28 protein-coding genes and 1 tRNA gene are annotated in these 25,821 nt (G+C 70.4%); 14 read left to right on the forward strand and 15 right to left on the reverse strand.

All coding sequences use genetic code 11. The features are described from left to right. The first annotated feature begins 12 nt into the window (after window positions 1-12). Together AB0J57_RS12495 and AB0J57_RS12500 are read left to right on the forward strand one after the other, a co-directional pair. Window positions 13-780, forward strand: coding sequence for a hypothetical protein (locus AB0J57_RS12495; RefSeq protein WP_366128020.1), 768 nt, complete (start codon window positions 13-15; stop codon window positions 778-780). Window positions 781-940: 160 nt separating this feature from the next. Then, window positions 941-1,405: a DUF6344 domain-containing protein gene (locus tag AB0J57_RS12500; RefSeq protein ID WP_366128021.1), complete on the forward strand. Its 465-nt coding sequence runs from the start codon at window positions 941-943 to the stop codon at window positions 1,403-1,405. A 21-nt stretch (window positions 1,406-1,426) separates the two neighbouring features. Here the strand turns inward: AB0J57_RS12500 and AB0J57_RS12505 are convergent, their stop codons facing one another. Further along, window positions 1,427-2,155: a DUF5324 family protein gene (locus AB0J57_RS12505; protein ID WP_366128022.1), complete on the reverse strand. Its 729-nt coding sequence runs from the start codon at window positions 2,153-2,155 to the stop codon at window positions 1,427-1,429. 243 nt (window positions 2,156-2,398) lie between these two features. Here AB0J57_RS12505 and AB0J57_RS12510 point away from each other — a divergent pair, with 243 nt between their 5' ends. Continuing rightward, window positions 2,399-2,932, forward strand: coding sequence for a peptidylprolyl isomerase (locus tag AB0J57_RS12510; protein WP_366128024.1), 534 nt, complete (start codon window positions 2,399-2,401; stop codon window positions 2,930-2,932). A gap of 154 nt (window positions 2,933-3,086) precedes the next feature. Further along, on the forward strand, window positions 3,087-3,950 hold the full coding sequence (locus tag AB0J57_RS12515; protein WP_366128025.1) for a rhomboid family intramembrane serine protease: 864 nt from the start codon (window positions 3,087-3,089) through the stop codon (window positions 3,948-3,950). Between the two features lie 271 nt (window positions 3,951-4,221). Here the strand turns inward: AB0J57_RS12515 and crgA are convergent, their stop codons facing one another. Beyond that, the gene (gene crgA, locus AB0J57_RS12520) at window positions 4,222-4,479 is read right to left on the reverse strand and encodes a cell division protein CrgA (RefSeq protein ID WP_366128026.1); all 258 of its coding nucleotides are present in this window, start codon (window positions 4,477-4,479) and stop codon (window positions 4,222-4,224) included. Window positions 4,480-4,620: 141 nt separating this feature from the next. Between crgA and AB0J57_RS12525 the strand changes: the two genes are divergently transcribed. From AB0J57_RS12525 to AB0J57_RS12550, 6 genes are all read left to right on the forward strand, one after another. After that, window positions 4,621-5,391, forward strand: a complete 771-nt coding sequence (locus AB0J57_RS12525) for a DUF881 domain-containing protein (RefSeq protein ID WP_366128027.1) — start codon at window positions 4,621-4,623, stop codon at window positions 5,389-5,391. Between the two features lie 21 nt (window positions 5,392-5,412). Then, window positions 5,413-6,075 carry a class E sortase gene (locus AB0J57_RS12530; RefSeq protein WP_366128028.1) on the forward strand — a complete coding sequence of 221 codons (663 nt, stop codon included), beginning with the start codon at window positions 5,413-5,415 and terminating at the stop codon, window positions 6,073-6,075. Between the two features lie 83 nt (window positions 6,076-6,158). After that, window positions 6,159-6,320, forward strand: a complete 162-nt coding sequence (locus AB0J57_RS12535; protein ID WP_185923769.1) for a hypothetical protein — start codon at window positions 6,159-6,161, stop codon at window positions 6,318-6,320. Then, window positions 6,317-6,955 carry an aminodeoxychorismate/anthranilate synthase component II gene (locus tag AB0J57_RS12540; RefSeq protein ID WP_366128029.1) on the forward strand — a complete coding sequence of 213 codons (639 nt, stop codon included), beginning with the start codon at window positions 6,317-6,319 and terminating at the stop codon, window positions 6,953-6,955. The genes AB0J57_RS12535 and AB0J57_RS12540 overlap by 4 nt, the downstream gene beginning before the upstream one ends. Then, complete coding sequence (locus AB0J57_RS12545) at window positions 6,874-8,013, forward strand: class E sortase (RefSeq protein ID WP_366128508.1); 1,140 nt, start codon at window positions 6,874-6,876, stop codon at window positions 8,011-8,013. The genes AB0J57_RS12540 and AB0J57_RS12545 overlap by 82 nt, the downstream gene beginning before the upstream one ends. Window positions 8,014-8,050: 37 nt before the next feature. Continuing rightward, window positions 8,051-8,728, forward strand: a complete 678-nt coding sequence (locus AB0J57_RS12550; protein ID WP_366128030.1) for a class E sortase — start codon at window positions 8,051-8,053, stop codon at window positions 8,726-8,728. 86 nt (window positions 8,729-8,814) lie between these two features. On the opposite strand, the gene pknB is transcribed toward AB0J57_RS12550, so the two are convergent. The 6 genes from pknB to AB0J57_RS12580 all read right to left on the reverse strand — a co-directional run bounded on the left by pknB (window position 8,815) and on the right by AB0J57_RS12580 (window position 16,949). Next, window positions 8,815-10,848: a Stk1 family PASTA domain-containing Ser/Thr kinase gene (gene pknB, locus AB0J57_RS12555; protein WP_366128031.1), complete on the reverse strand. Its 2,034-nt coding sequence runs from the start codon at window positions 10,846-10,848 to the stop codon at window positions 8,815-8,817. 167 nt (window positions 10,849-11,015) lie between these two features. After that, on the reverse strand, window positions 11,016-12,482 hold the full coding sequence (locus tag AB0J57_RS12560) for a penicillin-binding transpeptidase domain-containing protein (RefSeq protein ID WP_366128032.1): 1,467 nt from the start codon (window positions 12,480-12,482) through the stop codon (window positions 11,016-11,018). Next, window positions 12,479-13,909, reverse strand: coding sequence for an FtsW/RodA/SpoVE family cell cycle protein (locus AB0J57_RS12565; protein ID WP_366128033.1), 1,431 nt, complete (start codon window positions 13,907-13,909; stop codon window positions 12,479-12,481). Before AB0J57_RS12565 ends, AB0J57_RS12560 begins: the two co-directional genes overlap by 4 nt. Window positions 13,910-13,936: 27 nt before the next feature. Further along, a complete protein-coding gene (locus tag AB0J57_RS12570) occupies window positions 13,937-15,436 on the reverse strand; it encodes a Stp1/IreP family PP2C-type Ser/Thr phosphatase (protein ID WP_366128034.1) in 1,500 nt (499 codons plus the stop codon). 138 nt (window positions 15,437-15,574) lie between these two features. Further along, the gene (locus AB0J57_RS12575; RefSeq protein ID WP_366128035.1) at window positions 15,575-16,087 is read right to left on the reverse strand and encodes an FHA domain-containing protein; all 513 of its coding nucleotides are present in this window, start codon (window positions 16,085-16,087) and stop codon (window positions 15,575-15,577) included. Window positions 16,088-16,097: 10 nt separating this feature from the next. Continuing rightward, a complete protein-coding gene (locus tag AB0J57_RS12580) occupies window positions 16,098-16,949 on the reverse strand; it encodes a DUF3662 and FHA domain-containing protein (protein WP_366128036.1) in 852 nt (283 codons plus the stop codon). Window positions 16,950-17,337: 388 nt separating this feature from the next. On the opposite strand from AB0J57_RS12580, the gene AB0J57_RS12585 reads away from it, so the two are divergent. Then, window positions 17,338-17,424, forward strand: a tRNA-Leu gene (locus tag AB0J57_RS12585). Between the two features lie 140 nt (window positions 17,425-17,564). Here AB0J57_RS12585 and AB0J57_RS12590 read toward each other — a convergent pair. Then, window positions 17,565-18,014 carry a MarR family winged helix-turn-helix transcriptional regulator gene (locus tag AB0J57_RS12590; protein ID WP_366128037.1) on the reverse strand — a complete coding sequence of 150 codons (450 nt, stop codon included), beginning with the start codon at window positions 18,012-18,014 and terminating at the stop codon, window positions 17,565-17,567. A 180-nt stretch (window positions 18,015-18,194) separates the two neighbouring features. Here AB0J57_RS12590 and AB0J57_RS12595 point away from each other — a divergent pair, with 180 nt between their 5' ends. From AB0J57_RS12595 to AB0J57_RS12605, 3 genes are all read left to right on the forward strand, one after another. Further along, window positions 18,195-19,646: a DUF2252 domain-containing protein gene (locus AB0J57_RS12595; protein ID WP_366128038.1), complete on the forward strand. Its 1,452-nt coding sequence runs from the start codon at window positions 18,195-18,197 to the stop codon at window positions 19,644-19,646. 147 nt (window positions 19,647-19,793) lie between these two features. Next, complete coding sequence (locus tag AB0J57_RS12600) at window positions 19,794-20,549, forward strand: hypothetical protein (RefSeq protein WP_366128509.1); 756 nt, start codon at window positions 19,794-19,796, stop codon at window positions 20,547-20,549. Between the two features lie 51 nt (window positions 20,550-20,600). Then, window positions 20,601-20,945 (forward strand): rhodanese-like domain-containing protein, encoded by a 345-nt coding sequence (locus AB0J57_RS12605; protein ID WP_366128039.1) that lies wholly within the window; start codon window positions 20,601-20,603, stop codon window positions 20,943-20,945. A gap of 98 nt (window positions 20,946-21,043) precedes the next feature. On the opposite strand, the gene AB0J57_RS12610 is transcribed toward AB0J57_RS12605, so the two are convergent. The 6 genes from AB0J57_RS12610 to paaA all read right to left on the reverse strand — a co-directional run bounded on the left by AB0J57_RS12610 (window position 21,044) and on the right by paaA (window position 25,786). Beyond that, a complete protein-coding gene (locus AB0J57_RS12610; RefSeq protein ID WP_366128040.1) occupies window positions 21,044-22,177 on the reverse strand; it encodes an acyl-CoA dehydrogenase family protein in 1,134 nt (377 codons plus the stop codon). A gap of 75 nt (window positions 22,178-22,252) precedes the next feature. Then, the gene (locus AB0J57_RS12615; RefSeq protein WP_366128041.1) at window positions 22,253-23,314 is read right to left on the reverse strand and encodes a 2Fe-2S iron-sulfur cluster-binding protein; all 1,062 of its coding nucleotides are present in this window, start codon (window positions 23,312-23,314) and stop codon (window positions 22,253-22,255) included. Then, window positions 23,315-23,824 (reverse strand): 1,2-phenylacetyl-CoA epoxidase subunit PaaD, encoded by a 510-nt coding sequence (gene paaD / locus AB0J57_RS12620; RefSeq protein ID WP_366128042.1) that lies wholly within the window; start codon window positions 23,822-23,824, stop codon window positions 23,315-23,317. It lies immediately after the preceding gene. Next, window positions 23,818-24,552 carry a 1,2-phenylacetyl-CoA epoxidase subunit PaaC gene (gene paaC / locus AB0J57_RS12625; RefSeq protein WP_366128044.1) on the reverse strand — a complete coding sequence of 245 codons (735 nt, stop codon included), beginning with the start codon at window positions 24,550-24,552 and terminating at the stop codon, window positions 23,818-23,820. Before paaC ends, paaD begins: the two co-directional genes overlap by 7 nt. Then, complete coding sequence (paaB, locus tag AB0J57_RS12630; RefSeq protein ID WP_366128045.1) at window positions 24,549-24,836, reverse strand: 1,2-phenylacetyl-CoA epoxidase subunit PaaB; 288 nt, start codon at window positions 24,834-24,836, stop codon at window positions 24,549-24,551. Before paaB ends, paaC begins: the two co-directional genes overlap by 4 nt. Then, window positions 24,833-25,786: a 1,2-phenylacetyl-CoA epoxidase subunit PaaA gene (gene paaA, locus AB0J57_RS12635; protein ID WP_366128046.1), complete on the reverse strand. Its 954-nt coding sequence runs from the start codon at window positions 25,784-25,786 to the stop codon at window positions 24,833-24,835. The genes paaB and paaA overlap by 4 nt, the downstream gene beginning before the upstream one ends. Window positions 25,787-25,821: the final 35 nt, after the last annotated feature.

Below are 25,821 nucleotides of genomic sequence, written 5' to 3' on the forward strand. Positions count from 1 at the left end.
GGAGGACAGGTCATGCAGCACGTGATCGGGACGCTGGCCATCGGGATGCTCGCCGCTCTGGTCGCCGCCGCCGCCGTCGTCGGCTGGCGTCACTTCCACCCCGCCGAGGCGGACGAGGAGGAGGGCGGCGAGGAAGTGGCCGAGTACATGTCGATGATGATCGCCCTGCTGTACGCGCTGCTCCTCGGCCTCGCCCTGGTCTCCGTCTGGGAGCTGCGGAGCGACGCCGAGACCCACACGTCCACCGAGGCGGGCGCGCTGCACCAGATGACCGTCCTCGCCGAGGGCCTGCCACCGGCCCAGAAGGTACGGATCGAGGCGGTGGCCGAGCGCTACGCGGCCCACGTCGTCCAGGGCGAATGGCCGAGGCTCAACGATCGCGGTCCACTCGCCGAACCCGGCTGGTCACTGGTGCGGCAACTGCGCGCCGTGTCGGCTGCTCCCCCCAAGGCGACCCCCTCCCAGGAGGTGACGGCCCTGGAACTGCTCGGTCAGCTCAGCGCGCTCGACGACGCCCGGCGCGGCCGCGAGGCGGTCTCCCAGGAGACGCTGTCACCGATCCTGTGGGCCGGCATCTTCGTCGGGGCGGTCCTCTCGGTCGGCATGCTGTTCTTCTTCGGCATCGGGCGCAGCCCGGGACAGCTCATGATGGCGATGGGGATGGTCGTGCTGACCGTCTTCCTCGGGCTCCTCATCCACTACCTCTCCACGCCCTTCGGGGAGGTCATGGGCGTCAGCCCGGACCCGTTCACGCGCTATTTCCCGACGGCGGCCGCGTAGGTCCGCAAGCCGGAGTGGGCCGTACGGGTGGTGTTCATCGGAAGATCTGGGCAGCGGCGGCGTCGCTCCCCGGGTTCTCGAGATGCGTACACATCATGAGAAAGGTATGTAGATCGCCCAACCCGAAAGCAACCCGAAGCCAACCCGAAAGCGAGGGGCCATGGCCGCAGTCAAGGTCACGCGCGACGTCGCGCACTTCTGGACCGCCTTCTTCTCTCTCCTGTCCGCGATCCTCCCCGCGATCCTCTCCGCCCTCGGCCTGAAGCGCACGCCGAGCGCCGCCATTACGGTGTACGCCGACGAGCCCGCGACCACCAAGGCCACGGCCACCGAGGTCCCGACCAGGGTCACTTCCCCTGCCGTCCCCGCACCACGCTGCTTCCCACCGGCATGGGTGCCCGGCGTCCACGTACGGTCCCTGCCGCCGACCATCAAGCAGCGCATCCGCGCGGAGGCGCACGGAACCTCGCCCTCCGTACGCCACCTGCCCGCTCAGGCCGCTCGGCCCGCCCAGACCGCCAGGCCCGTTCAGGCCGCCCGGCCCACCCAGCCGGCCGGCACGCGGAAGGACCTGGCCGACGTGACCGACCAGGTCCACCTCACCGACCTCGCGCTCGCCGCCTAGCGACCAGCGACCAGCGACCGTCTAGCGACGCTCGTCGTCCGTGCCCGTGTCCGCGCCCGTGTCGGCGTCGGCTTCGGCCTCAGCCTGCTTGGCCTCCACCTCGGGGTCGAGTGAAGCCGGGCCCGTACCGTCGACGGAGGTCAGCGGAGTGCGCTCGGAGACCTCGGTGGGAGCCGGGGGCTCGACCAGCCAGTCCGGGTTGGCCTGCTTGTCCCACCACTTCCAGGCGGCGAAGGCGCCGCCGGTCAGAATGCCGATGACCGCGAGCTTCTTGGTGAGGCGTCCGGCCCTGGCCCGACGCTCGTGTTTCCTGATGATCTTCTGAATGTCCTTCGCCGTCACCTGACCGCGCATGGCGGCCACGGCGGCGGCAGAGCGGGCCATCGCCCGCTCCCGTACGGGCTGAGCGGCTGCGACCGCCTGCTCCACCCGCGGCATGGTGTAGTCCGCTGCCTGCCGTGCGGCCTGACGGGTCCGGACCGCGGCGCGATGCGCGGCCTCGTCGACCCTCGGCGGCACATGCGGCGCGACACGCGTGTCGTACTGAACACGCGCCTGCGTACGGGCCTGATGCGCGGCCTTCGAGACCTTGGGCGCGACCCTGACACGCGCCTCGTGCGCGTAGTGCTGCGCGTAGTGCGCGGCTGTGTCCTTCGCCGTTCCGGCGTAGGGTGCCACCACTTCCGCGGCGTGCCGCACGCTGTCCTTTGCCGAGCTGGTCGCGGCGCGCACGCTTTCCTTGCGGGTCACGGGATCCTCCTCCTCGGTGGCGGGGTCGGTATTCGCCTTTCCGTCCTTTTTGAAATCATGCCTGCCGGGGTTCCGGTCGGCATGCGGGACGGGGGCATCCGGGGCAATGCAGTGCAACTCCGACGGTGTCACGGTTCGCCCTGTCGCGCGGCGCTTCGGCGAGGACCGGCCCACCTTTCTTCGCGGAGCACTCTTCCGTGCGAGGATCGGTAGACGTCAGAGCAGACTTACGGAAGGCACATCGTGGCCGAGCAGCTTTACGCCACCCTGAAGACCAACCACGGCGACATCGAGATCCGGCTTTTCCCGGACCACGCGCCGAAGACGGTCCGGAACTTCGTCGAGCTCGCCAAGGGCGAGCGTGAGTGGACGCACCCGGCGACCGGGAAGAAGTCCACCGACCGCCTCTACGACGGCACGGTCTTCCACCGTGTCATCAGCGGCTTCATGATCCAGGGCGGCGACCCGCTGGGCAACGGCACCGGCGGCCCGGGCTACGAGTTCGGTGACGAGTTCCACCCCGAGCTCTCCTTCAACAAGCCGTACCTGCTGGCGATGGCCAACGCCGGCCCGGGCACCAACGGTTCGCAGTTCTTCATCACCGTCGCCCCCACCACGTGGCTGACCGGCAAGCACACGATCTTCGGCGAGGTCTCCAACGACGCGAGCAAGAAGGTCGTGGACGCCATCGCGAGCACCCAGACCAACCCGCGCACCGACCGCCCGGTGAACGAGGTGGTCATCCAGACCGTCGAGATCGAGTCGCGCAAGGCCTGATCCCGGGCCTCATCCCGGGCCTGATCCCGAGGCCCACCGGCCACGGGAAGCCACAGGGAAGCCACGGGGAACCTTTCCGCCTCGTCCATCCGTAAGGATGGACGAGGCGTTTTGTGCGTGACGGACGGACGACGAAGCCGACGAGGGGATCCCCATGGAGCAGGCGCAGATGCCGGGCTGCTACCGCCACCCCGGCAAGGAGACGGGGATCCGCTGCACGCGCTGCGAGCGGCCCATCTGTTCCGACTGCATGGTGGACGCGTCGGTCGGCTTCCAGTGCCCGGAGTGCGTACGCGGCGGTTCCGGCACCGGGCACTCTCGCACTGCCAACCACCCGCGCACCATCGCGGGCGGCAGGATCACGAACGGCCACCCCCACCTGGTCACCAACGTCCTCATCGGCCTCAACCTGCTCGTGTTCCTCCTCGGCAGGCTGAACCCGGCCCTCATCGACGAGATGGTGCTCATCGGGTTCGCCTTCGACCCCGATCTCGGCCGGGTGGTCGGGGTCGCGGACGGCGAGTGGTACCGGCTGGTGACGTCGATGTTCCTGCACGAGGCCATCTGGCACATCGCCGGCAACATGCTCCTGCTGTGGCTGCTCGGCGGCGCCCTGGAGGCGGAGCTCGGGCGCGCCCGGTACGTGACGCTCTACCTGTTGTCCGGGCTGGCCGGAAGCGCCTTCACCTACCTGATCGCGGCGGAGAACCAGGGCTCGCTGGGCGCCTCGGGAGCCATCTACGGGCTGCTCGGCGCCACCGTCGTCCTCGTACGCCGGCTCAAGCAGGACATGCGGCCCATCATGGCGCTGGTCGTGTTCAACCTGGTGATCACCTTCGCCCGGGAGGGGATCGCCTGGGAGGCGCACATCGGCGGACTGATCGCCGGTGTGGTCATCGCGTACGCCATGGTCAACGGCCCACGCGAGCGGCGCGCCCTGATTCAGGGGGCGGCCTGTGCGCTCGTCCTGGGACTGACCCTGGTGACCGTGTTTCTGAGGACCGCTGCGCTCACCTGAGCGCCGATCGGGCGCTGATTGTCCCCATCGTTGTCCACAGCATGTGTTCGATCTTGCGCATCCTGTGGGGAACACTTGTGCCCCTCGCCCCTGACCTGGGGTTTCGCGGGAAGGGCAAGGGGCGGGCCGGTCTGCGGGAATCGGCGGTCGCAGTCACATCGGCGTCAACTCGATGCAAGTTATCCACAGATCGTCTGACCTTTTCCACCCGCTGTGCACAACGCTGTGGATAACTCAGGGCAGGGCTTGACCGCCGCCTACGTCCGGGAAGTCACTTCCACTGGGTCGAGACGCCGAAGCCGGCCGCGATGAAGCCGAAGCCGACCACGATGTTCATGTTCCCGAGCGACTTGACGGGCAGCGAGCCGTCGGTGACGTAGAAGACCACGATCCAGGCGAGCCCGATGGCGAACAGCGCCAGCATCACGGGAGCGACCCAGCTACGGCTGGTCAGCTTGATGTTGGTCGCCTGCTTCGCGGACGGCGGCGGCGTGAAGTCGGCCTTCTTGCGGATACGTGACTTCGGCACGAGGGACTCTCCTGTCGATGCGCTGCGTGACCGCGCAGGGAACTGTGGCTGGTCGCCGGGGTGGAAGCGAGGGGGACCACTGCCTCACCCGGGCGTCCGTTAGCGTAGTGCTTCCGCGGCGCTGAAGGAGATAAGGGTACGTTGAGCAATTCCGCCGACTCTCCCGAAGAGCCGGCCGGGCGCAGGAACTGGCGGCCGGTCCGGTTGCTCACCGCTGCCGTCTTCGCCCTCGCCGGTCTGATCTTCGTCACGAGCTTCAACACCGCCAAGGGCACCAACATCCGTACGGACGCCTCGCTGCTGAAGCTCTCCGACCTCATCCGCGAGCGCAGCCACAAGAACGCCGAGCTCGACGAGTCCACCGCGGCGGTACGGGACCAGGTCGACACCCTCGCCCGCCGCGACGACGGCTCCACCAAGGCCGAGGACGCCAAGCTCGGCGCCCTGGAGAAGGCGGCGGGGACCACCAAGGTCGCCGGAGCGGGCCTCACCGTCACGCTCAACGACGCCCCGCCCGGCGCCCAGGCGGCCCCCGGCTACCCCGAGCCGCAGGCCAACGACCTGGTCATCCACCAGCAGGACCTCCAGGCCGTCGTCAACGCCCTGTGGAAGGGCGGTGCCAAGGGCATCCGCGTCATGGACCAGCGGCTGATCTCCACCAGCGCGGTGCGCTGCGTCGGCAACACCCTGATCCTCCAGGGCCGGGTCTACTCCCCGCCGTACCGGATCACGGCCGTCGGCGACACCGGAAAGCTCCAGCGCGCCCTCGACGACTCCACCGCCATCCAGAACTACCTGCTGTACGTGAAGGCGTACGGGCTCGGCTGGAAAGTCGACGAGCACGAGGCGGTGACTCTGCCGGGCTACTCGGGCACAGTGGACCTCCACTACGCGAAGCCTGTGACCGACTAGCTCCGGTTCCGGGAGGGGCCTGTGCGGCTGATCGTCAGGAGCCTCAGCGAACTGTGCATCACCGTGGGCGCCGTCATCGTGCTGTTCGTGGTGTACGTCGTCCACTGGACCGGCGTCGAGGCCGCGGGTGCGAGCGTCGACGAGATCGGCGCCCTGGAGGAACGGTGGGCCCAGGCGCCCGCACCGGAGGCGTCGCCCGCACCGGAGCCGTATGAGGACGGCGAACCGTTCGCCGTCATGTACGTCCCCCGCTTCGGCGAGGACTGGGACTGGCCCGTCCTGGAGGGCACCCGGGCCGCCACCCTCAAGAAGGGCCTCGGCCACTACGCCGCCACCGCCCGGCCGGGCGCCACGGGGAACTTCTCGGTCGCCGGTCATCGTCGTACGTACGGCGACCCCTTCAAGGACTTCCCCGACCTGCGCCCCGGCGACGCGGTGATCCTCAACGACGGGACGACCTGGTTCACGTACCGCATCGCGAGGGAGCCGTACCGGACCGTCCCCGGCGACACCGGAGTCGTCGACCCGGTCCCGGCGAAGTCCGGGTTCGGCGGCCCCGGCCGGTACCTCACGCTCACCACGTGCGACCCGGAGTGGGGCAGCAGCCACCGGCTGATCGCCTGGGCGAAGCTGGAGGCCACCCGGCCTGTGACGCAGGGCAAGCCCCCGGCTTTCCACAGGTGACCCGCGCCACGGGGATCGCCCCGTACTCTGGTGCGGTATCGAAGGGCATTCGACGACCATCGACGGAAGGACCAGCAGGCGCCATGTACGGCTGGATCTGGCGGCATCTGCCGGGCAACGCGTGGGTGCGGGCACTGATTTCGCTCGTCCTGATCCTCGCGGTGGTCTACGTGCTCTTCCAGTACGTGTTCCCCTGGGCGGAACCCCTGCTTCCGTTCAACGATGTGACGGTGGACGGTCAGTGAGCGCGCGCATTCTCGTCGTCGACAACTACGACAGCTTCGTCTTCAACCTGGTCCAGTACCTGTACCAGCTCGGTGCCGAGTGCGAGGTCCGCCGCAACGACGAGGTCGAGCTGAGCCACGCGCAGGACGGCTTCGACGGCGTCCTCCTCTCCCCCGGGCCCGGCACCCCCGAGGAGGCCGGGGTCTGCGTCGACATGGTGCGCCACTGCGCCGACACCGGCATCCCGGTCTTCGGCGTCTGCCTCGGCATGCAGTCGATGGCGGTGGCGTACGGCGGTGTCGTCGACCGCGCGCCCGAGCTGCTGCACGGCAAGACCTCCCCGGTCGTGCACGAGGGGCGGGGCGTCTTCGCCGGGCTGCCGTCGCCGTTCACCGCGACCCGGTACCACTCACTGGCCGCCGAGCCGGCCGACCTGCCGGACGTGCTGGAGGTCACCGCGCGGACCGAGGACGGCATCATCATGGGGCTGCGGCACCGCGAGTTCGCCGTGGAGGGAGTGCAGTTCCACCCCGAGTCGGTGCTCACCGAGTACGGGCACCTCATGCTCGCCAACTGGCTGGAGCAGTGCGGCGACACCGGTGCGGTCGGCCGGTCGGCAGGGCTCGCGCCGGTGGTGGGCAAGGCCGTCGCGTGACCCCCGTGCGCCCGGAGCACGAGCACGGTTCGCCGTGGTTCCGGGCCGCGAACCCGCCACAGCCGGAAGCGGATCTTCCGGATTCCATGGCGTACACGGAGGCGTACACGGAGGCCACCTGGGCCCCCGGCCCCGTACCGGACGACGAGACGATGGCCCTCCGCACGGAGGACACGCACCGAATACTGGCCGACCCCGAGCCTCCGCGGCCGTCTCCCGCGACGCCCGAGCGCCCGGTGACCGGCGGACGCGCCGAGCGCCGCAAGGCCGCCAAGGGCCGCGGCCGCCGCCGCAAGGGCTCCTCGCCCGCGCCCGCCACGCCGCCGTCCCAGGACCCCGGCAGGCCGCTGACCCGCGTGGAGGCCCGGCGGGCCGCCCGCGCCCGCAAGGACAGCGTGGGCGTCGTCGCCAGCCGGGTCGTCGGCGAGGTGTTCATCACCTTCGGCGTCGTGATGCTGCTCTTCGTCACGTACCAGCTCTGGTGGACGAACATCCGCGCCGGCCTGGAGGTCGACAAGGCGAAGAAGGGCATCGAGGACGCCTGGGCGGAGGGCCGCAAGCCCGACGCCTTCGAGCCCGGCCAGGGCTTCGCGATCATGTACATCCCCAAGCTGGACGTCGTCGTGCCCATCGCCGAGGGCATCAACAAGGAGAAGGTCCTCGACCGCGGCATGGTCGGCCACTACGCCGAGCCCCCGCTCAAGACCGCCATGCCCTCCGACAAGCAGGGCAACTTCGCGGTCGCCGGGCACCGCAACACCCACGGCGAGCCCTTCCGCTACATCAACAGGCTCACCCCGGGCGACCCGATCGTCGTCGAGACGCAGGACGCGTACTACACGTACGAGATGGCGAGCATCCTGCCGCAGACCCCGCCCTCCAACGTGTCGGTGATCCAGCCCGTGCCGGAGGGCTCCGGATTCACCGGGCCGGGCCGGTACATCACGCTCACGACCTGCACGCCCGAGTTCACCAGTACCTACCGCATGATCGTGTGGGGCAAGATGGTCGACGAACGCCCGCGCAGCAAGGGGAAACCGGACGCGCTCGTAGGCTAGGGCGGCCTGGCTTCGACCTCCAGACGGGACAGATGTAGTGGCACGTGCGCGCAACCGGATCGCCGGCGTCATCAGTGTGTTCGGCGAGCTGTTGATCACCGCTGGGGTGCTCATGGGGCTCTTCGTCGTCTACTCCCTGTGGTGGACGAACGTCCTGGCCGACCGCGCGGCCGACAAACAGGGCGACGAGGTGCGCGACCACTGGGCGTCCACGGGCCCCGGCGCCCTCGACACCAAGGACGGCATCGGCTTCCTCCACGTACCGGCGATGAAGAACGGCGAGGTGCTGGTCAAGAAGGGCACCGACCCCAAGACCCTCAACAACGGCGTCGCCGGCTACTACACCGCCCCGGTCAAGTCCGCCCTGCCCTCCGCCAAGCAGGGCAACTTCACGCTGGCCGCGCACCGCGACGGGCACGGGGCGAAGTTCCACAACATCCACAAGCTCAAGACCGGCGACTCGATCATCTTCGAGACCAAGGACACCTGGTACGTCTACAAGGTCTACAAGACGCTCCCGGAGACGTCGAAGTTCAACGTGGACGTCCTCCAGCCGGTCCCGAAGGAGTCGGGCAAGACCAGGCCGGGCCGGTACATCACGCTCACGACCTGCACGCCGATGTACACCTCCGACTACCGCTACATCGTCTGGGGCGAGCTGGAGCGCACGGAAAAGGTCGACAGCGCCCGCACGCCCCCGGCGGAGCTGCGCTGATCCTACGTACCTCGTACGTACGGCAGAGCCCCGGCACCCTCCACAGGGTGCCGGGGCTCTGCCGTACGTGTCCGCCGTGAGCGGTATCAGTCCCGCTCGCGGACGCTGATCCCGGACGGGCCGCCGAAGAAGCCGCCGTCCTCGTCGTTGTCGCCGTTGTTGCCGTTACCGCCGCCGTTGCCGCCCTGGCAGCCCAGGGTCGTCAGCGTGACGGTGGTGGACGCCGGGTCCACCGGGGTACCGGGCTTCGGGTCGCTGTCGGTCACGATGGCGTTGTCATCGGCCGGGCAGCCCTGGGCGACCTGGATGTTGGTGAAGCCGCTCGCGCCCAGCGTCTGCTTGGCCTGGCCCACCGTCTGCGTCCGCACCTCGGGCACCGGGACCTGCTGCTGCTGCGGGCCCTTGGAGACCTTGAGGGTGACCTCGCTGCCCTTGGGGGCCTTGGTGTCGCCCTCGGGGCTCTGCCCGACGACGGTGTTCGCGGGCTGGTCGGAGTCGACGTCCTCCCGCTTGACCGTGAAGCCGAGCGTCTCGAGCTGGGACTTCGCGGCGTCGAACTGCTGGCCCGTGACCGGCGGCACGTTGCGTTCCGCCTGCTTGGACACCGTGATGGTGACCTCGGTGCCCTTCTCGGCCTGGGTGCCGCCGGCCGGGTCCTGCGACAGCACCTCGCCCGCCTCCTGGTCGGACTCCTTGTACTCGACCTTGACGGTGAAGCCCTTGTTCTCCAGGTTCTCCCGAGCCGTGTTCTCCGACTGCTCCACGACGCTCGGCACCTCGATCTTCGCGGCGCCCTCGGAGACGACGACGTTGATGGTCTCGCCCTCCTCCAGCGTCCCGGACTCCGGCGACTGGCTGCAGATCACGCCCTTCGGGCGGTCACAGGCCTCCGAACCGGACCGGGCGATCTTCAGCCCGGCCTTCTCCACCGTCTGCTCGGCCTCCGCGAAGGGCTTGCCCACCACCTGGGGTACGTCGATCGGGTCCGAGCCGCCGCCCTGGTTGTTGAAGACGGCCTTGCCGATCAGGATCGCGCCGACCAGCACCAGGATGCCCGCCAGGATCAGCAGGATCGTCGAGAGGTTCGACTTCCGCTGGCCGCCGCGGCGGCGGTCCGGGCGGTCGTCGTAGCCGAAACCGCCGTCGTCCGGGTTCATGGGCGGCAGCATCGACGTCTGCCCGGCCGGGTCGGCCTGGCGCAGCGCGGTGGTCGCCTGCTCGTCCGGGCCGTAGCCCCCGCCGTACCCGGCGGCGCCCATGGCCGCCGTCGCGGCGACCGGCTGGCCGTCGAGGCACGCCTCGATGTCGGCGCGCATCTCGTCGGCCGACTGGTAGCGGTAGTCGGGGTCCTTGACCAGCGCCTTCAGGACGATGGCGTCCATCTCGGGCGTGATCTCGGGGTCGAAGTTGCTGGGCGGCTGCGGCTCCTCGCGTACGTGCTGGTACGCCACCGCGACCGGGGAGTCGCCCACGAACGGCGGGCGGACGGTCAGCAGCTCGTACAGCAGGCAGCCGGTGGAGTACAGGTCGGACCGGGCGTCGACCTGCTCGCCCTTGGCCTGCTCCGGGGAGAGGTACTGGGCGGTGCCGATCACGGCCGCGGTCTGCGTCATGGTCATCCCGGCGTCGCCCATGGCGCGGGCGATGCCGAAGTCCATGACCTTGACCTGGCCGGTGCGGGTCAGCATGACGTTCGCCGGCTTGATGTCGCGGTGGACGATGCCGGCCCGGTGCGAGTACTCCAGCGCCTGGAGGATGCCGACCGTCATCTCCAGCGTGCGCTCGGGCAGTAGCTTGCGCCCCGAGTGAAGAAGCTCACGCAAGGTGGAGCCGTCGACGTACTCCATCACGATGTACGGGATGGAGATGTTGTCGACGTAGTCCTCGCCGGTGTCGTAGACCGCGACGATCGCCGGGTGGTTGAGCGAGGCGGCCGACTGGGCCTCACGGCGGAACCGGGCCTGGAAGGACGGGTCACGGGCGAGGTCGGCCCGCAGCGTCTTCACGGCGACGGTGCGGCCGAGCCGGGTGTCGTGGGCGAGGTAGACCTCCGCCATGCCACCGCGGCCGAGCACCGAGCCCAGCTCGTACCGGCCGCCGAGGCGACGCGGCTCTTCCATAACTGTTCCAGCCCTCTCCGTCAGTCCCGACCGCACCCCTCTGTGTGGTCCGGCGGTGTGCTGTTCGCGCATACGCTACCGGCCACGGGAAGTCGATCGGACCGCGACCACTACCTGATACGCGACCGGTACACACCGGCACTCAGGCGCACCCGCGGCTTCCCGCGTCACTTCTTGCTGTCGAGTACCGCCTTCATCACATCGCGGGCGATCGGCCCGGCGAGGCCGCCACCGCTGATGTCGTCACGCGTCGCGTCGGAGTCCTCGACGATGACGGCGACGGCGACGGGAGACCCGTTGTCGGTCTTGGCGTACGAGATGAACCACGCGTAGGGGCGGGCCTTGTTCTTCTCGCCGTGCTGGGCGGTACCGGTCTTGCCACCGACCGTCACACCGTCGATCTTCGCCCGGCCGCCGGTGCCGTTGTCGCTGTTGACGACGCTCTCCATCATCTCCTGGACGAGCTGAGCGGTCTTCGCCGACATCGGCTGGCTCATCTCCTCCGGCTCGTGCTTCTCCAGCACGTCGAGGTCCGGGGAGCGCAGCTCGTCCACCATGTACGGCTTCATCAGCTTGCCGTCGTTGGCGATCGCCGCGGCGACCATGGCCATCTGGAGCGGGGTGGTCGCGGTGTTGAACTGGCCGATGGAGGAGAGCGCGTTACCCGGGCGGTCCATGTTCTTGTCGTAGACGGACATGGAGGCGCGGACCGGGGTATCGATCTCCGCGTTGTTGAAACCGAACTTCTCCGCCATCTTCACCATGTCGTCGCGGCCGACCTCATGGCCGAGCTTGGCGAAGACCGAGTTGCAGGAGACCTCCAGCGCGTACTTCAGCGTGGCGTTCTCACAGCCCCGGGCGTGGTTCTTCATCGGCGTACGGGTGTCCGGCAGGATGTACGGCTCGGGCGTCGTGGTCGCCGCGTTGATGTCGGTGACCTTGCCGTACTCCAGTGCCGCGGCGGCCGTCAGCACCTTGAAGGTGGAGCCGGGCGGGTAGATCTCGCGCAGCGCGCGGTTCAGCTTCGGCTTGTCCTTGTCCTTCTCCAGCGCCTGCCAGGCCTTGGCGTCCTTGTCGTGGTAGCCGGCGAAGGAGGACGGGTCGTACGAGGGGGTCGACGCCAGCGCCAGGATCTTGCCGGTCGACGGCTCGATCGCGACGACGGAGCCCTTCTTGTCGCCGAGGCCCTCGAAGGCGGCCTTCTGGGCGGCGCCGTTGAGGGTGGTGACGACGTCGCCGCCCTTCTTCTTGTCACCGGTGAACATCGACATGGTGCGGTCGAAGAAGAGCCGGTCGTCGTTGCCGGTCAGGATGCCGTCGTGGAGCTTTTCGAGCTGGTTGGCGTCGAAGGCCTGCGAGGCGTAGCCCGTCACCGGCGCCCACATGGGGCCGTCCACGTAGGTGCGCTTGTACCGGTAGAAGGGGTCCTTGGAGTCGACGGAGCCGGTGATGGGCTTGCCGTCGACGATGATGTTGCCGCGCGGGTTGGCGTACCGCTCGATGGTGACCCGCTTGTTGCTCTCGTGCGCGCTCAGCTCGCCGGCGCGGACGTACTGGATCCAGTTGTCCCGGATCAGCAGGGCGAGCACGAGCAGGCCGCAGAAGATCGCGATATGGCGCAGGGGCTTGTTCACGGTCGGACCACCTGGGTCATCTCGGCGTCGGGGGACGGGGCGGGCGCCGGCGCGGGACGGCGGGCGGTGTCGCTGATCCGGAGCAGGATGGCGATCAGGGCCCAGTTGGCGATCACGGAGGAACCGCCGTACGCGAGGAACGGCATGGTCATACCGGTCAGCGGGATCAGGCCCATGACGCCACCGGCGACGACGAAGATCTGGAGGGCGAAGGCCCCGGACAGGCCGGTCGCCAGCAGCTTGCCGAACGGGTCGCGGGCGGCGAGCGCGGTACGGATGCCCCGTTCGACGATCAGCGCGTACATCAGCAGGAACGCCATCACGCCGGCGAGCCCGAGCTCCTCGCCGACGGTGGCGAAGATGAAGTCGGAGTTGGCGGCGAAGCCGATCAGGTCGGAATTGCCCTGGCCGAGGCCGGTGCCGAGGGTGCCGCCGGAGCCGAAGGACATCAGCACCTGGGTCATCTGGTCACAGGCCTGGGCCATGTTGGAGCCCTCGGGCGCCGTCTCCAGGCACCCGAAGGGGTCGAGCCACGCGGCGACACGGGACTTGACGTGGCTGGCGGTCGAGCCGACGACGACCGCGCCGCCCACCGCCATCAGCAGACCCATGATGATCCAGCTCGTCCGCTCGGTGGCCACGTACAGCATGATCACGAACATGCCGAAGAACAGCAGCGACGTACCGAGGTCGTTCTCGAAGACCAGGATGAGCAGGCTGACGGCCCAGATCGTGAGGATCGGGCCGAGGTCACGGCCACGGGGCAGGTAGAGCCCCATGAAGCGGCGGCTCGCCAGCGCGAGGGCGTCCCGCTTCACCATCAGGTAGCCGGAGAAGAAGACCGCGATGACGATCTTCGCGAACTCACCGGGCTGGATGGAGAAGGGACCGACCTTGATCCAGATCTTGGCGCCGAAGACATTGGAGCCGAGGCCGGGAACCAGCGGCAGGAGCAGCAGGATGACCGCCACCACCATGGAGATGTACGTGTAGCGCTGGAGGACGCGGTGGTCCTTCAGGAACATCAGCACCAGCAGGAAGAGCGCGACGCCGATCGCCGAGTACATGAGCTGCTTGGGCGCGTCCGGCGTGAAGGTGTCGTACCGCGCGATGATGCGCGGCGACTGGTCCAGCCGCCAGATCAGCACCAGGCCGAGCCCGTTGAGCAGTGTCGCCAGCGGCAGCAGGATCGGGTCCGCGTACTTCGCGAACCTCCGCACCAGCAGGTGGGCGATGCCGGCCAGCAGGCCCAGCCCGATGCCGTAGCCGAGCATGCCCGCCGGGACCTTGCCGTCGATGGCGAGGCCCACGTTGAGGTAGGCGAACACCGGGATGGCGACGGCGAAGCCGAGCAGCGCCAGTTCGGTGTTCCGGCGGCTCGGCAGGTCGATCGCGCCGATGGTGGTCGTGTTGGTGACAACGCTCATGGTGGTGAAAGGCCCCCCTACGGGTGCTTAGCTCTTGCCGCAGTTCGAGGCCAGCTTCTGCTCCTCCTCCGAGAGGGTGGGGCCCGGAGTGGGAGTGGCTGCGGTGCTGGTGGTGGGCTTGGGCGTGGGTTCGGTCGGCAGGCCGGTCGTGCCGCCGGCCTGGCCCTCACCGGGAGGCGCGGCGGGTACCCGGTCGGCCGCCGCCTGGCGCTGCTCCTGCTTCTTGCAGGCGGACGCCTGGACGGCGAGCTCCTCGATCTTGTCCTGGGCCTTGTCGAGGCTGCCGCCGGCGATGGTCTCCTCGACCTGCTTGCGCTGGTAGTCGGGGAGGTACTTGAGTTCGATCTCGGGGTGGTCCTTCTCGACCTCCGAGAGCGAGACCCACGCCAGGTCCTGGCTGATGCCACGGTAGAGCGCGACGTGCTCGTCCTTGGTGCCGACGTAGTACTGGGTCTGGGTCCAGCGGTAGCCGCCGTACGTCGCGCCGCCGACCACGGCCAGGGCGAGCACGATGAAGAACGATCTCTTCAGCCACTTGCGGCCGCTGCGCGGCTTGGTGAAGTCCTCGTCGCTGTACGCGCCGAAGCCGCCCTCCGGCGGCATGCCGCCGTACCCGAGGTCGTCGCCGCTGCCGGGCGGGCCGAACCCGCCGCCGGGCGGCTGCGGGGCCTGGCGGCCGAGACCCGCGGCACGGCCCGCCGGGGTCTCCATGGCGCCGCCGTCGTTGAGCTGCTGCTGGTTCTCGGCGACCGCACCCACGATGACCGGGGTGTCGCTGAGCTGACCGGCGAGGGTGTCACCGCCGTCGACGTCGAGGACGTCCGCGACGATCACGGTGATGTTGTCCGGGCCGCCGCCGCGCAGCGCGAGCTGGATCAGGTCCTGGACGGTCTCCTGCGGGCCCTGGTAGCTGGCGAGGGTCTCCTCCATCGTCTGGTGGGAGACGACGCCGGAGAGGCCGTCGGAGCAGATCAGGTACCGGTCTCCGGCCCGTACCTCCCGGATGGAGAGGTCGGGCTCGACGTGGTCGCCACTGCCCAGCGCGCGCATCAGGAGCGAGCGCTGCGGGTGGGTGGTGGCCTCCTCCTCGGTGATGCGGCCCTCGTCGACGAGGCGCTGCACCCATGTGTGGTCCTGGGTGATCTGCGTCAGGACGCCGTCGCGCAGCAGGTACGCGCGGGAGTCGCCGACGTGGACCAGGCCGAGCCGCTGGCCCGTCCACAGCAGGGCGGTCAGGGTGGTGCCCATGCCCTCGAGCTGCGGGTCCTCCTCGACCATCAGCCGGAGCTGGTCGTTGGCCCGCTGCACCGCCGTACCGAGCGAGGTGAGGATGTCGGAGCCGGGCACGTCGTCGTCGAGCGTGACGAGCGTGGAGATCACCTCGGAGGAGGCGACCTCACCGGCGGCCTGGCCGCCCATGCCGTCGGCGATCGCGAGCAGGCGGGGACCGGCGTAGCCGGAGTCCTCGTTGCCCTCGCGGATCATGCCCTTGTGCGATCCGGCGGCGAAACGCAGTGACAGACTCATGCGCACCTGCCCTGTCGACTCCGACGCCTCCGGGTACAGCCGGTCTCGAGCCACACTGCCCACCCTCCGGTCGGGAGCCTGTGCCGGTCACCTGTGGGCACCGCTGCGGCTCGCTCGCTCCGCTCGCTCATTGTCGTACTACTTCCGCAGCTCGATGACGGTCTTGCCGATGCGGATCGGCGCGCCCAGCGGAATGGGTGTCGGGGTGGTGAGTCGGGTCCGGTCGAGATACGTGCCGTTGGTGGACCCGAGATCCTCGACGATCCACTGGCCGTCACGGTCCGGGTAGATCCTGGCATGCCTGCTGGACGCGTAGTCGTCGTCCAGGACGATCGTGGAGTCGTGCGCGCGGCCCAGGGTGATCGTCTGGCCCTGGAGGGCGACCGTGGTGCCCGTGAGGGTGCCCTCGGAGACGACCAGCTTGGTCGGGGCCCCGCGGCGCTGACGGCCGGACTGCTGGCGCTGCTGCGGCGGTGCCGCGGCCTGCTGGCGGGCGGCCTGCTGCGGACGCGCGCCCTCGCGGCGCGAACCCCGCTGCGTGACGCGCGTACCGAACAGGTCGCTGCGGATGACCTGAACGGCCACGATGACGAACAGCCACAGTACGGCGAGGAAACCCAACCGCATGACCGTGAGGGTCAGCTCTGACATTGCCCCCGCTTCACCCTTCGGCTTGCCGGTAAACGATGGTGGTACTGCCCACGACGATCCGCGAGCCGTCGCGGAGCGTAGCGCGGGTGGTGTGCTGCCCGTCCACCACGATGCCGTTGGTGGACCCGAGATCCTGGATCGTCGAGGGCGTTCCGGTCCGGATCTCGCAGTGACGGCGCGATACGCCGGGGTCGTCGATCCGCACGTCGGCCTCGGTGCTGCGGCCCAGCACCAGCGTCGGGCGGGAGATCTGATGGCGGGTGCCATTGATCTCGATCCAGCGGCGCACCTGGGCGCCGGGCATGGGTGCCGCCGGGCCCGGCGGGCGGCCGGCGGCGGGCGGACGGTTCATACCGGGCGGCGGGGCCGCCGGCATCGGAGGGGCACCGGCCGGAGGGTAGCCGTACCCACCGGGACGCCCGGCGGCCGGCGGCGCGGCGTGTCCGGCGTGGCCCGCGGGGCCTGCCGGGGCCTGCGACTGTGACGTACTCGACGCGAGCGTCCGGCTGCGTACCCGGTACAGACCCGTGTCGAGGTCGTCCGCCTTCTCCAGGTGGACCTTGATCGGCCCCATGAAGGTGTACCGCTGCTGCTTGGCGTAGTCGCGCACCAGGCCCGACAGCTCGTCGCTGAGCTGGCCCGAGTACGGGCTGAGGCGCTCGTAGTCCGGCGCGCTCAGCTCCACGATGAAGTCGTTGGGGACGACCGTACGGTCGCGGTTCCAGATCGAGGCGTTGTTGTCGCACTCGCGCTGGAGGGCGCCCGCGATCTCGACGGGCTGGACCTCGGACTTGAAGACCTTGGCGAAGGTGCCGTTGACCAGACCTTCGAGACGCTGCTCGAAACGCTTCAGGACTCCCATGGGGCACCTCCTCCGTCGTTGCCGTCCTGGTACTGCTTACTGATCGTATCCACGCGTCGGGAAATCGGCTGGTTCCCCTTCTCTGGCCTGTGGACGAGTGTCACCTCTCACAGGGATCGTAGAGGCGCCCTCCAGACAGTGTCCCGCACCTGAGGTGCACCCTGGAGGAGTGGGTACGGCGCGAGGCCGTTCCCTGTTGTGCGGTCGTGCCGGGGTGTGGGTTCCGGTTCCCGCGTCGGCCCCCCTCTCCTCCTTACCCCTCTCTGTTCGCCGTCGGGGTGCCCGAAACAAACGGATGTGAATCCACCTCCAGCGGCGTGCTAATCTTCAGATGTCGCCAGGCGATCGCACCGGGAAACCGGTGGGGAACCAAGCGGCAACACCCAATGCGCGGGTGGCGGAATAGGCAGACGCGCTGGATTCAGGTTCCAGTGCCCGCAAGGGCGTGGGGGTTCAACTCCCCCCTCGCGCACCACCAGGAACGGGTGGCATCGATCACGATGCCACCCGTTCTGCTGTGTTTCGGGCACATTGTCCGTTTGTCTGTGCGGGGTCTCTGTGCGGGTGTCTGTGCGGGCGGGTCCGTGCCGGGCGCGGCGGCGTGTGAGGAAGCTCTCAGGCGTTGCGGTTGTAGCGGAGGAGGTAGGCCGCGAAGCGGTCGAGGTCCTCCGTGGACCAGTCCGCGAGGCGTTCCAGGTAGGCGGCGCGGCGGCTGGCGTGGGTGGAGGACAGGGCCCGGGTGCCCGCCTCGGTGGGGTGCAGCACCTGGACGCGGTGGTCGGCGGGGTCGGGGCGGCGCTCGACGAGCCCGAGCTTCTCAAGGGTGGCGACCTGCCGGCTCACGGTCGACTTGTCGAGCATGTAGTGGGCGGCGAGGTCTGTGGCGCGGCAGCCGTGCTGCTCGTCGATGTGCGCCAGCAGCGTGTACGAGACGAGCGACAGCTCGGGGTGGAGCCGTGCGGCCGTGGCGCGGGCGCGACGGGCGAACGCGGTCAGCTCGCGCTGGATGGTGTCGACCGACTCGTCGCGTCCGACTGAGTGTCCGACTGAGTGTCCGACTGACATGTGGGGGTCACCTCCGCCCTCGCCCCTTCGGTCGTCTCCGCCCTTGCCCCTTCGGTCGTCCCGGGTACCGCGGCTGCGCTCCGTTATCCACAGGCGGGGACGGGTGGCCGGTGGCGGCGGTACCGTCTGGGGCAACTTGGCAACTTGGCAACTGGGCGATGGTCGACGGGGGCGGGGCTCATGGGTGACATCCGGACGGCGGTGCCGGCGCAGCGCGGTGCCGGTGGTGGCGGTGCGCGCATACCGGTGGTGCCGGGGTTCGCCGCTGCCGTGGGCGGCGACCGGGGTGCGGGGGCTTCGCCCAAGGAGCGGGGCAAGGCGCTGCGCGAGAAGGTTCCCCGGTCGTCGCACGGCTCGCTGCGGTCGGTGGCAGGGCGGCCCGATGCCGTGCGGGCGGTGGAGGAGTCGAGCCGGGGGCGGGTGCCCGGGCTGGCGCCGATACGGGTGGGCAGGATGGCCGCGACGCCGTTCGCGTTCCTGCGCGGCGCGGCCGGGCTGATGGCGCACGACCTGGCGGGTACGCCGGTCACCGGGATCGGCGCGCAGATATGCGGGGACGCCCACGCGGCGAACTTCGGGCTGTACGGCGATGCGCGCGGCCGGCTCGTCATCGACCTGAACGACTTCGACGAGACCGTGGTCGGCCCCTGGGAGTGGGACGTCAAGCGGCTGGCGACGTCGCTGGTGCTCGCCGGCCGGGAGGCGGGCGCGGACGAGGACGTGTGCCGGGCGGCGGCGTTCGACGCGGTGGGCGCCTACCGGCGGACCATGCGGCTGCTGGCCAGGCTGCCGGTGCTGGACGCCTGGAACGCGATCGCCGACGAGGAGCTCGTCTCGCACACCGACGCCCGGGACCTGCTCGGCACGCTGGAGCGGGTGGCGGAGAAGGCGCGGGGCAACACCAGCGCCCGGTTCGCCGCCAAGGCGACGGAGGACTGCCCGGACGGCGGGCGGCGGTTCGTGGACGCGCCGCCGGTGCTGCGCCGGGTGCCGGACGAGGAGGCCGCGGCGGTGGCCGCGTCGCTGGGCGCGTACGTGGAGACGCTGCCGGAGGACCGGCTGCCGCTGCTGGCGCGGTACGCGATCCACGACGTGGCGTTCCGGGTGGTGGGCACCGGGAGCGTGGGGACGCGTTCGTATGTGGTGCTGCTGCTGGACCACCGGGGCGAGCCGCTGGTGCTCCAGGTGAAGGAGGCGCGGCCGTCGGCGCTGCTGCCGTACCTGCCGGAGGTGGGCTTCCCGGTGGCGGAGGTGGCGCACGAGGGGCAGCGCGTGGTCCTCGGGCAGAAGCGCATGCAGGTCGTCAGCGACAACCTGCTGGGCTGGACGACGGTCGAGGGCAGGCCGTATCAGGTGCGGCAGTTCCGTAACCGCAAGGGGAGCGTCGACCCGGCCGCGCTGGCCGCCGACCAGGTCGACGACTACGGGCGGATGACCGGGGCCCTGCTGGCCCGGGCGCACGCGCACAGCGCCGACCCCAGGCTGATCGCCGGATACTGCGGCAAGAACGACGAGCTGGACGAGGCGATCGCCCGGTTCGCCGTGGCGTACGCGGACCGGACGGAGGCCGACCACGCCGATCTGCTGACGGCGGTCCGGAGCGGGCGCATAGCCGCCGAGCTGGGGGTGTGACGGGCGGGGCCCGCTCGCCCGTACGCTGGTCGGGTGACGACCCCGAACGACGACGTGACCGGTGCTCCGACCCCCGACGCGGCTTCCGGTGCGGCCGCTGGCGCGGCTTCCGGTGCGGCCGACGAGGCCGAGCGCCCGGAGGCGCGGCTGGAACGAGCGGTGCGCGCGGCGGAACAGGCACTGATCGAGTTCGAGATCGCGGTGGAGACGTTCCGGGTGGAGGTGGAGAACTTCTCCCGGCTGCACCACCAGAAGCTCGGCCCGATGTACACACGGCTGGACGAGCTGGACGCGCTGATCGCGGAGGCCAGGGCCGCCCGTACCGGAGATCCGGAGGACGTGCGCAAGGCGCAGTCCGCGCGGGCGCTGGTGATGCCGATGCCGGGTGTCGACGAGCTGTTCGGCGACTGGATGGACTCCGACGGCCTGCCGCCCGAGGCCGCCGCGATGCTCACCGACCGGCCGGTGCAGCCGCCCCGGCGGGTGCGGCCGAGCGACGAGGCGCGCAAGCTCTACCGCGAGCTGGCCCGCAAGGCGCACCCGGACCTGGCGCGCGACGAGAAGGAGCGGGAGCGGCGCGAGGAGTTCATCACGCGCGTCAACGCCGCGTACGGGCGCGGTGACGAGGCCCTGCTGCGGGAGCTGTCCGAGGAATGGGCGGCGGGCCCGGCGCCGGCGGCCACGCGGCTCAGCGAGAGCGAGGAGCTGTACGCCAGGCTCGAATGGCTGGCCCGGCGCAAGGAACTGCTGACCGTGGTCGCGCGGGACCTGGAGGACAGCGCGATCGGCGCGATGCTGCGGATGGCGCCCGACGACCCGGACCGGCTGCTGGAGGAGATCGCCGAGCAACTGCTGGCGCAGGTCGCCGAGCGTGAGGCGGAGCTGGCCGCGCTGGTGCAGTAGCGTCGGAAGGTAGCCCCATCGACCAGCGCACGACGAGAGAAGGCCTGATCCATGAACTTCGCACCGCTGCCCACCGTGGACGTCGCGTCCGTCCCGGCCGACGGGCTGGTGCTCGACGTCCGTGAGGCCGACGAGTGGGCGGCCGGGCACGTCGAGGGCGCCCTGCACGTGCCGATGAGCGACTTCGTGGCCCGGTTCGGTGAGGTGACCGAGGCGGTCGCCGACGGCCGCCGCGCCTATGTCATGTGCCGCGTCGGCGGCCGGTCGGCCCAGGTGACCCAGTACCTGGTCCAGCAGGGCATCGACGCCGTGAACGTCGACGGCGGCATGCTCGCCTGGGAAGGCGCGGGCCGCCCCATCGTCACCGACAACGGCAGCCCGGCCTTCGTTCTCTAGCCCCGGGCGGGGCTGCCGGCCGGCGCGGTTGTGGTGCGGGCGGGCGCGGACGGCCGGGGTGGCCGAGCGTGGCGGCGGCCGGGGTGGTCGAGCGGCGCTCAGCTCAGGGGGTGCGCGGCCAGGAGGTCGCCGAGTGTCTCTTCGTGGGCCGCGGCCGGGCCGAGTGAGAGTTCCAGGTGCTTGGCCCAGGCGTGGTAGCGGTGCAGGGGGTAGTCGGTGTCCGCGCCGAAGCCGCCGTGCAGGTGCTGGGCCGTCTGCACGACCCGCCGTACGCCTTCTGAGGCCCAGATCTTCGCCACCGCGATGTCCCCGGAGGCGGGCAGCGCCCCGGCGGCGCCGGAACCGATTCGCCACGCCGCCTGCCAGAGGGTGACCTCCATGGCTCGCAGGTCGATGTAACGGTCGGCGGCCTGCACGGCGACCGCCTGGAAGGTCGCGACCGGGAACCCGAACTGTTCCCGTTTGCCGGTGTACGCCGCGGTCATCGCGAGCACGGCCTCCCCGAGGCCCAGCGCCAGCGCGCACGTCCCGGTGGTGAGCAGCCCGCGCAGCCACTCCCAGGCGCCCTCGGTGTCGATGACCTCGCGGGTCGTGACGCGCACGGAGTCGAGCCGTGCCTCGGCGAGCAGTTCGCCGTTCGTGGAGACCTGGTCGGCGAGGGTGAGCCCGTCGTGGCCGGGGGGCACCAGGACGATGACCGTGCGGCCCTCGGGCGTGTGCGCCGGTATGGCGATGCGGTCCGCGCACCGCGCCCACGGGACGCCCGTCTGCGTCCCGTCGAGCACCCAGCGGTCACCCTCCCGGCGGGCCGTCACCGCGAGCTCGGCCGGGTCGTGGCCGCTGCGGCCGTTGGCGCCGACCGTGAGCACCAGGTCACCGCGGCCGACCCGGGGGAGCAGCTCGGCGGCCATGTCCGGGTCGCCGTGGCGCTCCAGGGTCATCGCGACCGCGCTGGTCTCCAGCAGCGGCACCCGGGCCAGTACCTTGGCCGACTCGCGCAGCACCAGGCAGAGCGCGATGGGGTCCAGGCCGGCGCCACCGTGCGCGGGCGCCAGCACCAGACTCAGCAGGTCCGCCGCCGCGAGCCTGGCCCACAGCGGCCGGTCGAACTCCTCGGCCACCGCGCCCGGCGTGAGCGCGGGGCTCGGTACGCCGTCGGGCGCGACGCCCGAGAAGACCGCCTTCGCCGCCTCGACGGCCGCCTGCTGCTCCTCGCTGAAGGTGAAGTCCACAGCCCTGCCCCTCCCGGCGCCACTTCATCTGACGGAGCGCCAAGATAGAACAGGTTCTAGGGGAAGGGAATGGGCTCAGCGGTCGAAGTCGAGCTCCACCTCCGGCGTCACCGGGTGCGACTGGCAGGCCAGTACGTAACCGGCGTCGGTCTCCTCGCTCTCCAGCGCGTAGTTGCGGTCCATCCGCACCTCGCCGTTGACCAGGAACGCGCGGCACGTGCCGCAGACCCCGCCCTTGCAGGCGTACGGCGCGTCCGCGCGGCTGCGCAGCACCGTCTCCAGCAGCGACTCCCCCTCCTGTACCGGCCAGGTACCGGACCGGCCGTCGAGGGTCGCGGTGAGCGTGGCGTGCGCGGGTATCGCCGCCGCCCGTACGGCCACCGGCGCCGAACCGTCGTCCACGTGGAAGATCTCCTGGTGGATACGGCCCCGGTCCACGCCCAGGCCCCGCAGGGCCCGTTCGGCGGCCATGACCAGACCGAACGGCCCGCACAGGAACCAGCCGTCCACCTCGTCGACCCGCAGCAGCGCCGGCAGCAGCCCGGTCAGCCGCTCCTGGTCCAGCCGCCCGGACGGCAGCCCCGCCTGCTGCTCCTCCCGCGACAGCACGGTCACGAGCTGGAAGCGGTCGGGGAACCGGTCCTTGAGGTCGGCGACCTCCTCCAGGAACATCGTCGAAGCGGCCGTGCGGTCACTGCGTATCAGGCAGAACCGGGCATCCGGTTCGCGGGCCAGCACCGTCGATGCCATGGACAGCACGGGGGTGATCCCGCTGCCGCCCACGATCGCCGCGAAGGTCCCGGGCCGCGGACGCAGCAGGAACCGGCCCATCGGCTCCATGACCTCGACCGTGTCGCCGACCTGGAGCTCCTTGAGCGCGTACGTGGAGAACTCGCCGCCCTCCACCAGCCGGATGCCCACCCGCAGCACCGGGTCCTCGCCCTCGGCGGCGGCGGGTGAGCAGATCGAGTACGTACGGCGGATCTCCTCGCCGCCAGTGCTCTCGCGGCGCAGCGCGAGGTGCTGGCCGGGGATGTGGCGGAAGGCCTCGCGCAGCTCGGGCGGCACCTCGAAGGTGACGGCGACCGAGTCGTCCGTGAGCCGCTCGACCTCGCTCACGCGGAGCGGATGGAACATCTACAACTCCTTGAAGTGGTCGAACGGTTCGCGGCAGGCGGTGCAGCGGCGCAGCGCCTTGCAGGCGGTGGACGAGAAGCGGCTCAGCAGCTCGGTCTCGGTCGAGCCGCAGTGCGGGCAGCGGATGGCCAGCGTGACCGGCACCGGTCCGGAGCCGGTGCCCTGGTGACGGGGCGGGGCTATGCCGAACTCGGCGAGCTTGCGGCGCCCCTCCGCGCTGATGTCGTCGGTCGACCATGCGGGGGAGAGGACCGTGACGACCGAGACCTCCGCCATGCCGTGGTCGTGCAGCACGCGCTCGATGTCCGAGGACATCGCCTCGACGGCCGGGCAGCCGGTGTACGTCGGGGTCAGTTCGACCCGGACCCGGCCGGGCGCGAGGACGTGCACCCCGCGCAGCACGCCGAGCTCCTCCAGCGTCAGTACGGGCAGCTCGGGGTCGGGAACCGAGCCGGCCAGCCGGCTCAGCTCCTCCTCCAGCGCCGTCAACTCCGCCGTGCCGGTCACCATGACGCCCCCGGGTGGCTGCGGTGCAGGTGCTGCATCTCGGCGAGCATCCGGCCGAAGCTCTCGGTGTGCAGGCCCTGGCGACCCGCACCGGCGCTCCACGCTCCCGTGCGGGGGCCGTCCGGAACGGTGAGCGTGGCCCGCTCCAGGACCGCCGTCACCGACGCCAGCCAGTCGGACTCCAGCTCCTGCCAGTCGAGGTCCAGCCCCTCGACCGGCTGGAACAGCTCGCCCGTGAAGCGCCACAGCGCCGTGCAGGCCCGCTGCATCCGCTCGTGGCTCTCGGCGGTGCCGTCACCCAGGCGCAGCGTCCACTGCTCGGCGTGGTCCTGGTGGTACGCGACCTCCTTGACCGCCTTGGCCGCGAGACCGGTCAGGTCACCACCGCCGTTCCCGTCGCCGGCCGCGGCCAGTCGGCCGTACAGCAGACGCTGGTAGGTGGAGAAGTACAACTGCCGGGCGATGGTGTGGGCGAAGTCGCCGTTCGGCTGCTCGACCAACTGGACGTTGCGGAACGCCCGCTCCTCCCGCAGGTAGGCCAGCTCGTCCTCGTCCCCGACGAGGGACAGCAGCACCCGCGCCTGGCCGAGCAGGTCCAGGGCGATGTTGGCCAGTGCGACCTCCTCCTCCAGGACGGGGGCGTGGCCGGCCCACTCCCCCAGCCGGTGCGACAGCACCAGCGCGTCGTCGCCGAGGGCGAGCGCGGCGGCGGTGCTCACGGTGGCGGTCACAGGTTCTTCACCCCCTCCGGGACCTCGTAGAAGGTCGGGTGCCGGTAGGGCTTGTCGGCGGCCGGCTCGAAGAACGGGTCCTTCTCGTCGGGCGAGGAAGCGGTGATCGCGGCGGAGGGCACGACCCAGATGGAGACGCCCTCGTTGCGGCGGGTGTACAGGTCACGGGCGTTGCGCAGCGCCATCTGCGCGTCCGGCGCGTGCAGGCTTCCCGCGTGCGTGTGGGACAGCCCGCGGCGCGAGCGCACGAACACCTCCCACAGCGGCCAGTCGCTGGTCGTCATGCCGTCGCCTCCCCGTGCTTGGCCGCGTACGCCGCCGCGGCCTCCCTGACCCAGGCGCCTTCCTCGTGGGCGCGGCGGCGCTGGGTGATGCGCTGTTCGTTGCAGGGCCCATTGCCCTTGAGGACTTCCCAGAACTCGGTCCAGTCGATGGGACCGAAGTCGTAGTGCCCGCGCTCCTCGTTCCACCGGAGGTCCGGGTCGGGGAGTGTGAGGCCGAGCGTCTCCGCCTGGGGGACGCAGATGTCGACGAACCGCTGGCGCAGCTCGTCGTTCGAGTGCCGCTTGATCTTCCAGGCCATGGACTGCGCCGAGTGCGACGACTCGTCGTCCGGCGGGCCGAACATCATCAGCGACGGCCACCACCAGCGGTTCACCGCGTCCTGCGCCATCGCGTGCTGCTCGGGCGTGCCGCGCGAGAGGGCGAGGAGCGACTCGTACCCCTGGCGCTGGTGGAACGACTCCTCCTTGCAGATCCGCACCATCGCGCGGGCGTACGGACCGTAGGAGCAGCGGCACAGAGGCACCTGGTTGGTGATCGCCGCGCCGTCCACGAGCCAGCCGATGGCGCCGACGTCGGCCCAGGTCAGCGTCGGGTAGTTGAAGATCGAGGAGTACTTCTGGCGGCCGGTGTGGAGCTTGTCGAGCAGCTCGTCACGGCTGGTGCCGAGGGTCTCGGCGGCGCTGTAGAGATACAGCCCGTGTCCGGCCTCGTCCTGCACCTTGGCCATCAGGATCGCCTTGCGCCGCAGCGAGGGCGCGCGAGTGATCCAGTTCGCCTCCGGCTGCATGCCGATGATCTCGGAGTGGGCGTGCTGGGCGATCTGCCGGACGAGTGTGGCGCGATAGGCGTCCGGCATCCAGTCGCGCGGCTCGATCCGCTCGTCGGCGGCCACGGCGGCGTCGAATGCCGCCTCGTACGCCTCCTGCGTGTCCGCAGTCACTGCCGTCATCGGGCCCCCTACCGACCGATCGTTCGGTTGAATGA

This window comes from Streptomyces sp. NPDC049837 (assembly GCF_040674455.1).
Taxonomy (GTDB): Bacteria; Actinomycetota; Actinomycetes; order Streptomycetales; family Streptomycetaceae; genus Streptomyces.

Coding starts and splice junctions, on each gene's coding strand:
- AB0J57_RS12595 (WP_366128038.1), top strand. CDS start 18,195: ATGGGTGACATCCGGACGGCGGTGCCGGCGCAGCGCGGTGCCGGTGGT.
- AB0J57_RS12575 (WP_366128035.1), bottom strand. CDS start 16,087: ATGTCAGAGCTGACCCTCACGGTCATGCGGTTGGGTTTCCTCGCCGTA.
- paaB (WP_366128045.1), bottom strand. CDS start 24,836: ATGACGACCAGCGACTGGCCGCTGTGGGAGGTGTTCGTGCGCTCGCGC.
- AB0J57_RS12515 (WP_366128025.1), top strand. CDS start 3,087: ATGGAGCAGGCGCAGATGCCGGGCTGCTACCGCCACCCCGGCAAGGAG.
- AB0J57_RS12500 (WP_366128021.1), top strand. CDS start 941: ATGGCCGCAGTCAAGGTCACGCGCGACGTCGCGCACTTCTGGACCGCC.
- AB0J57_RS12605 (WP_366128039.1), top strand. CDS start 20,601: ATGAACTTCGCACCGCTGCCCACCGTGGACGTCGCGTCCGTCCCGGCC.
- pknB (WP_366128031.1), bottom strand. CDS start 10,848: ATGGAAGAGCCGCGTCGCCTCGGCGGCCGGTACGAGCTGGGCTCGGTG.
- AB0J57_RS12565 (WP_366128033.1), bottom strand. CDS start 13,909: ATGAGCGTTGTCACCAACACGACCACCATCGGCGCGATCGACCTGCCG.
- AB0J57_RS12615 (WP_366128041.1), bottom strand. CDS start 23,314: ATGTTCCATCCGCTCCGCGTGAGCGAGGTCGAGCGGCTCACGGACGAC.
- paaD (WP_366128042.1), bottom strand. CDS start 23,824: ATGGTGACCGGCACGGCGGAGTTGACGGCGCTGGAGGAGGAGCTGAGC.
- AB0J57_RS12590 (WP_366128037.1), bottom strand. CDS start 18,014: ATGTCAGTCGGACACTCAGTCGGACACTCAGTCGGACGCGACGAGTCG.
- AB0J57_RS12495 (WP_366128020.1), top strand. CDS start 13: ATGCAGCACGTGATCGGGACGCTGGCCATCGGGATGCTCGCCGCTCTG.
- paaA (WP_366128046.1), bottom strand. CDS start 25,786: ATGACGGCAGTGACTGCGGACACGCAGGAGGCGTACGAGGCGGCATTC.
- AB0J57_RS12535 (WP_185923769.1), top strand. CDS start 6,159: ATGTACGGCTGGATCTGGCGGCATCTGCCGGGCAACGCGTGGGTGCGG.
- AB0J57_RS12570 (WP_366128034.1), bottom strand. CDS start 15,436: ATGAGTCTGTCACTGCGTTTCGCCGCCGGATCGCACAAGGGCATGATC.
- AB0J57_RS12580 (WP_366128036.1), bottom strand. CDS start 16,949: ATGGGAGTCCTGAAGCGTTTCGAGCAGCGTCTCGAAGGTCTGGTCAAC.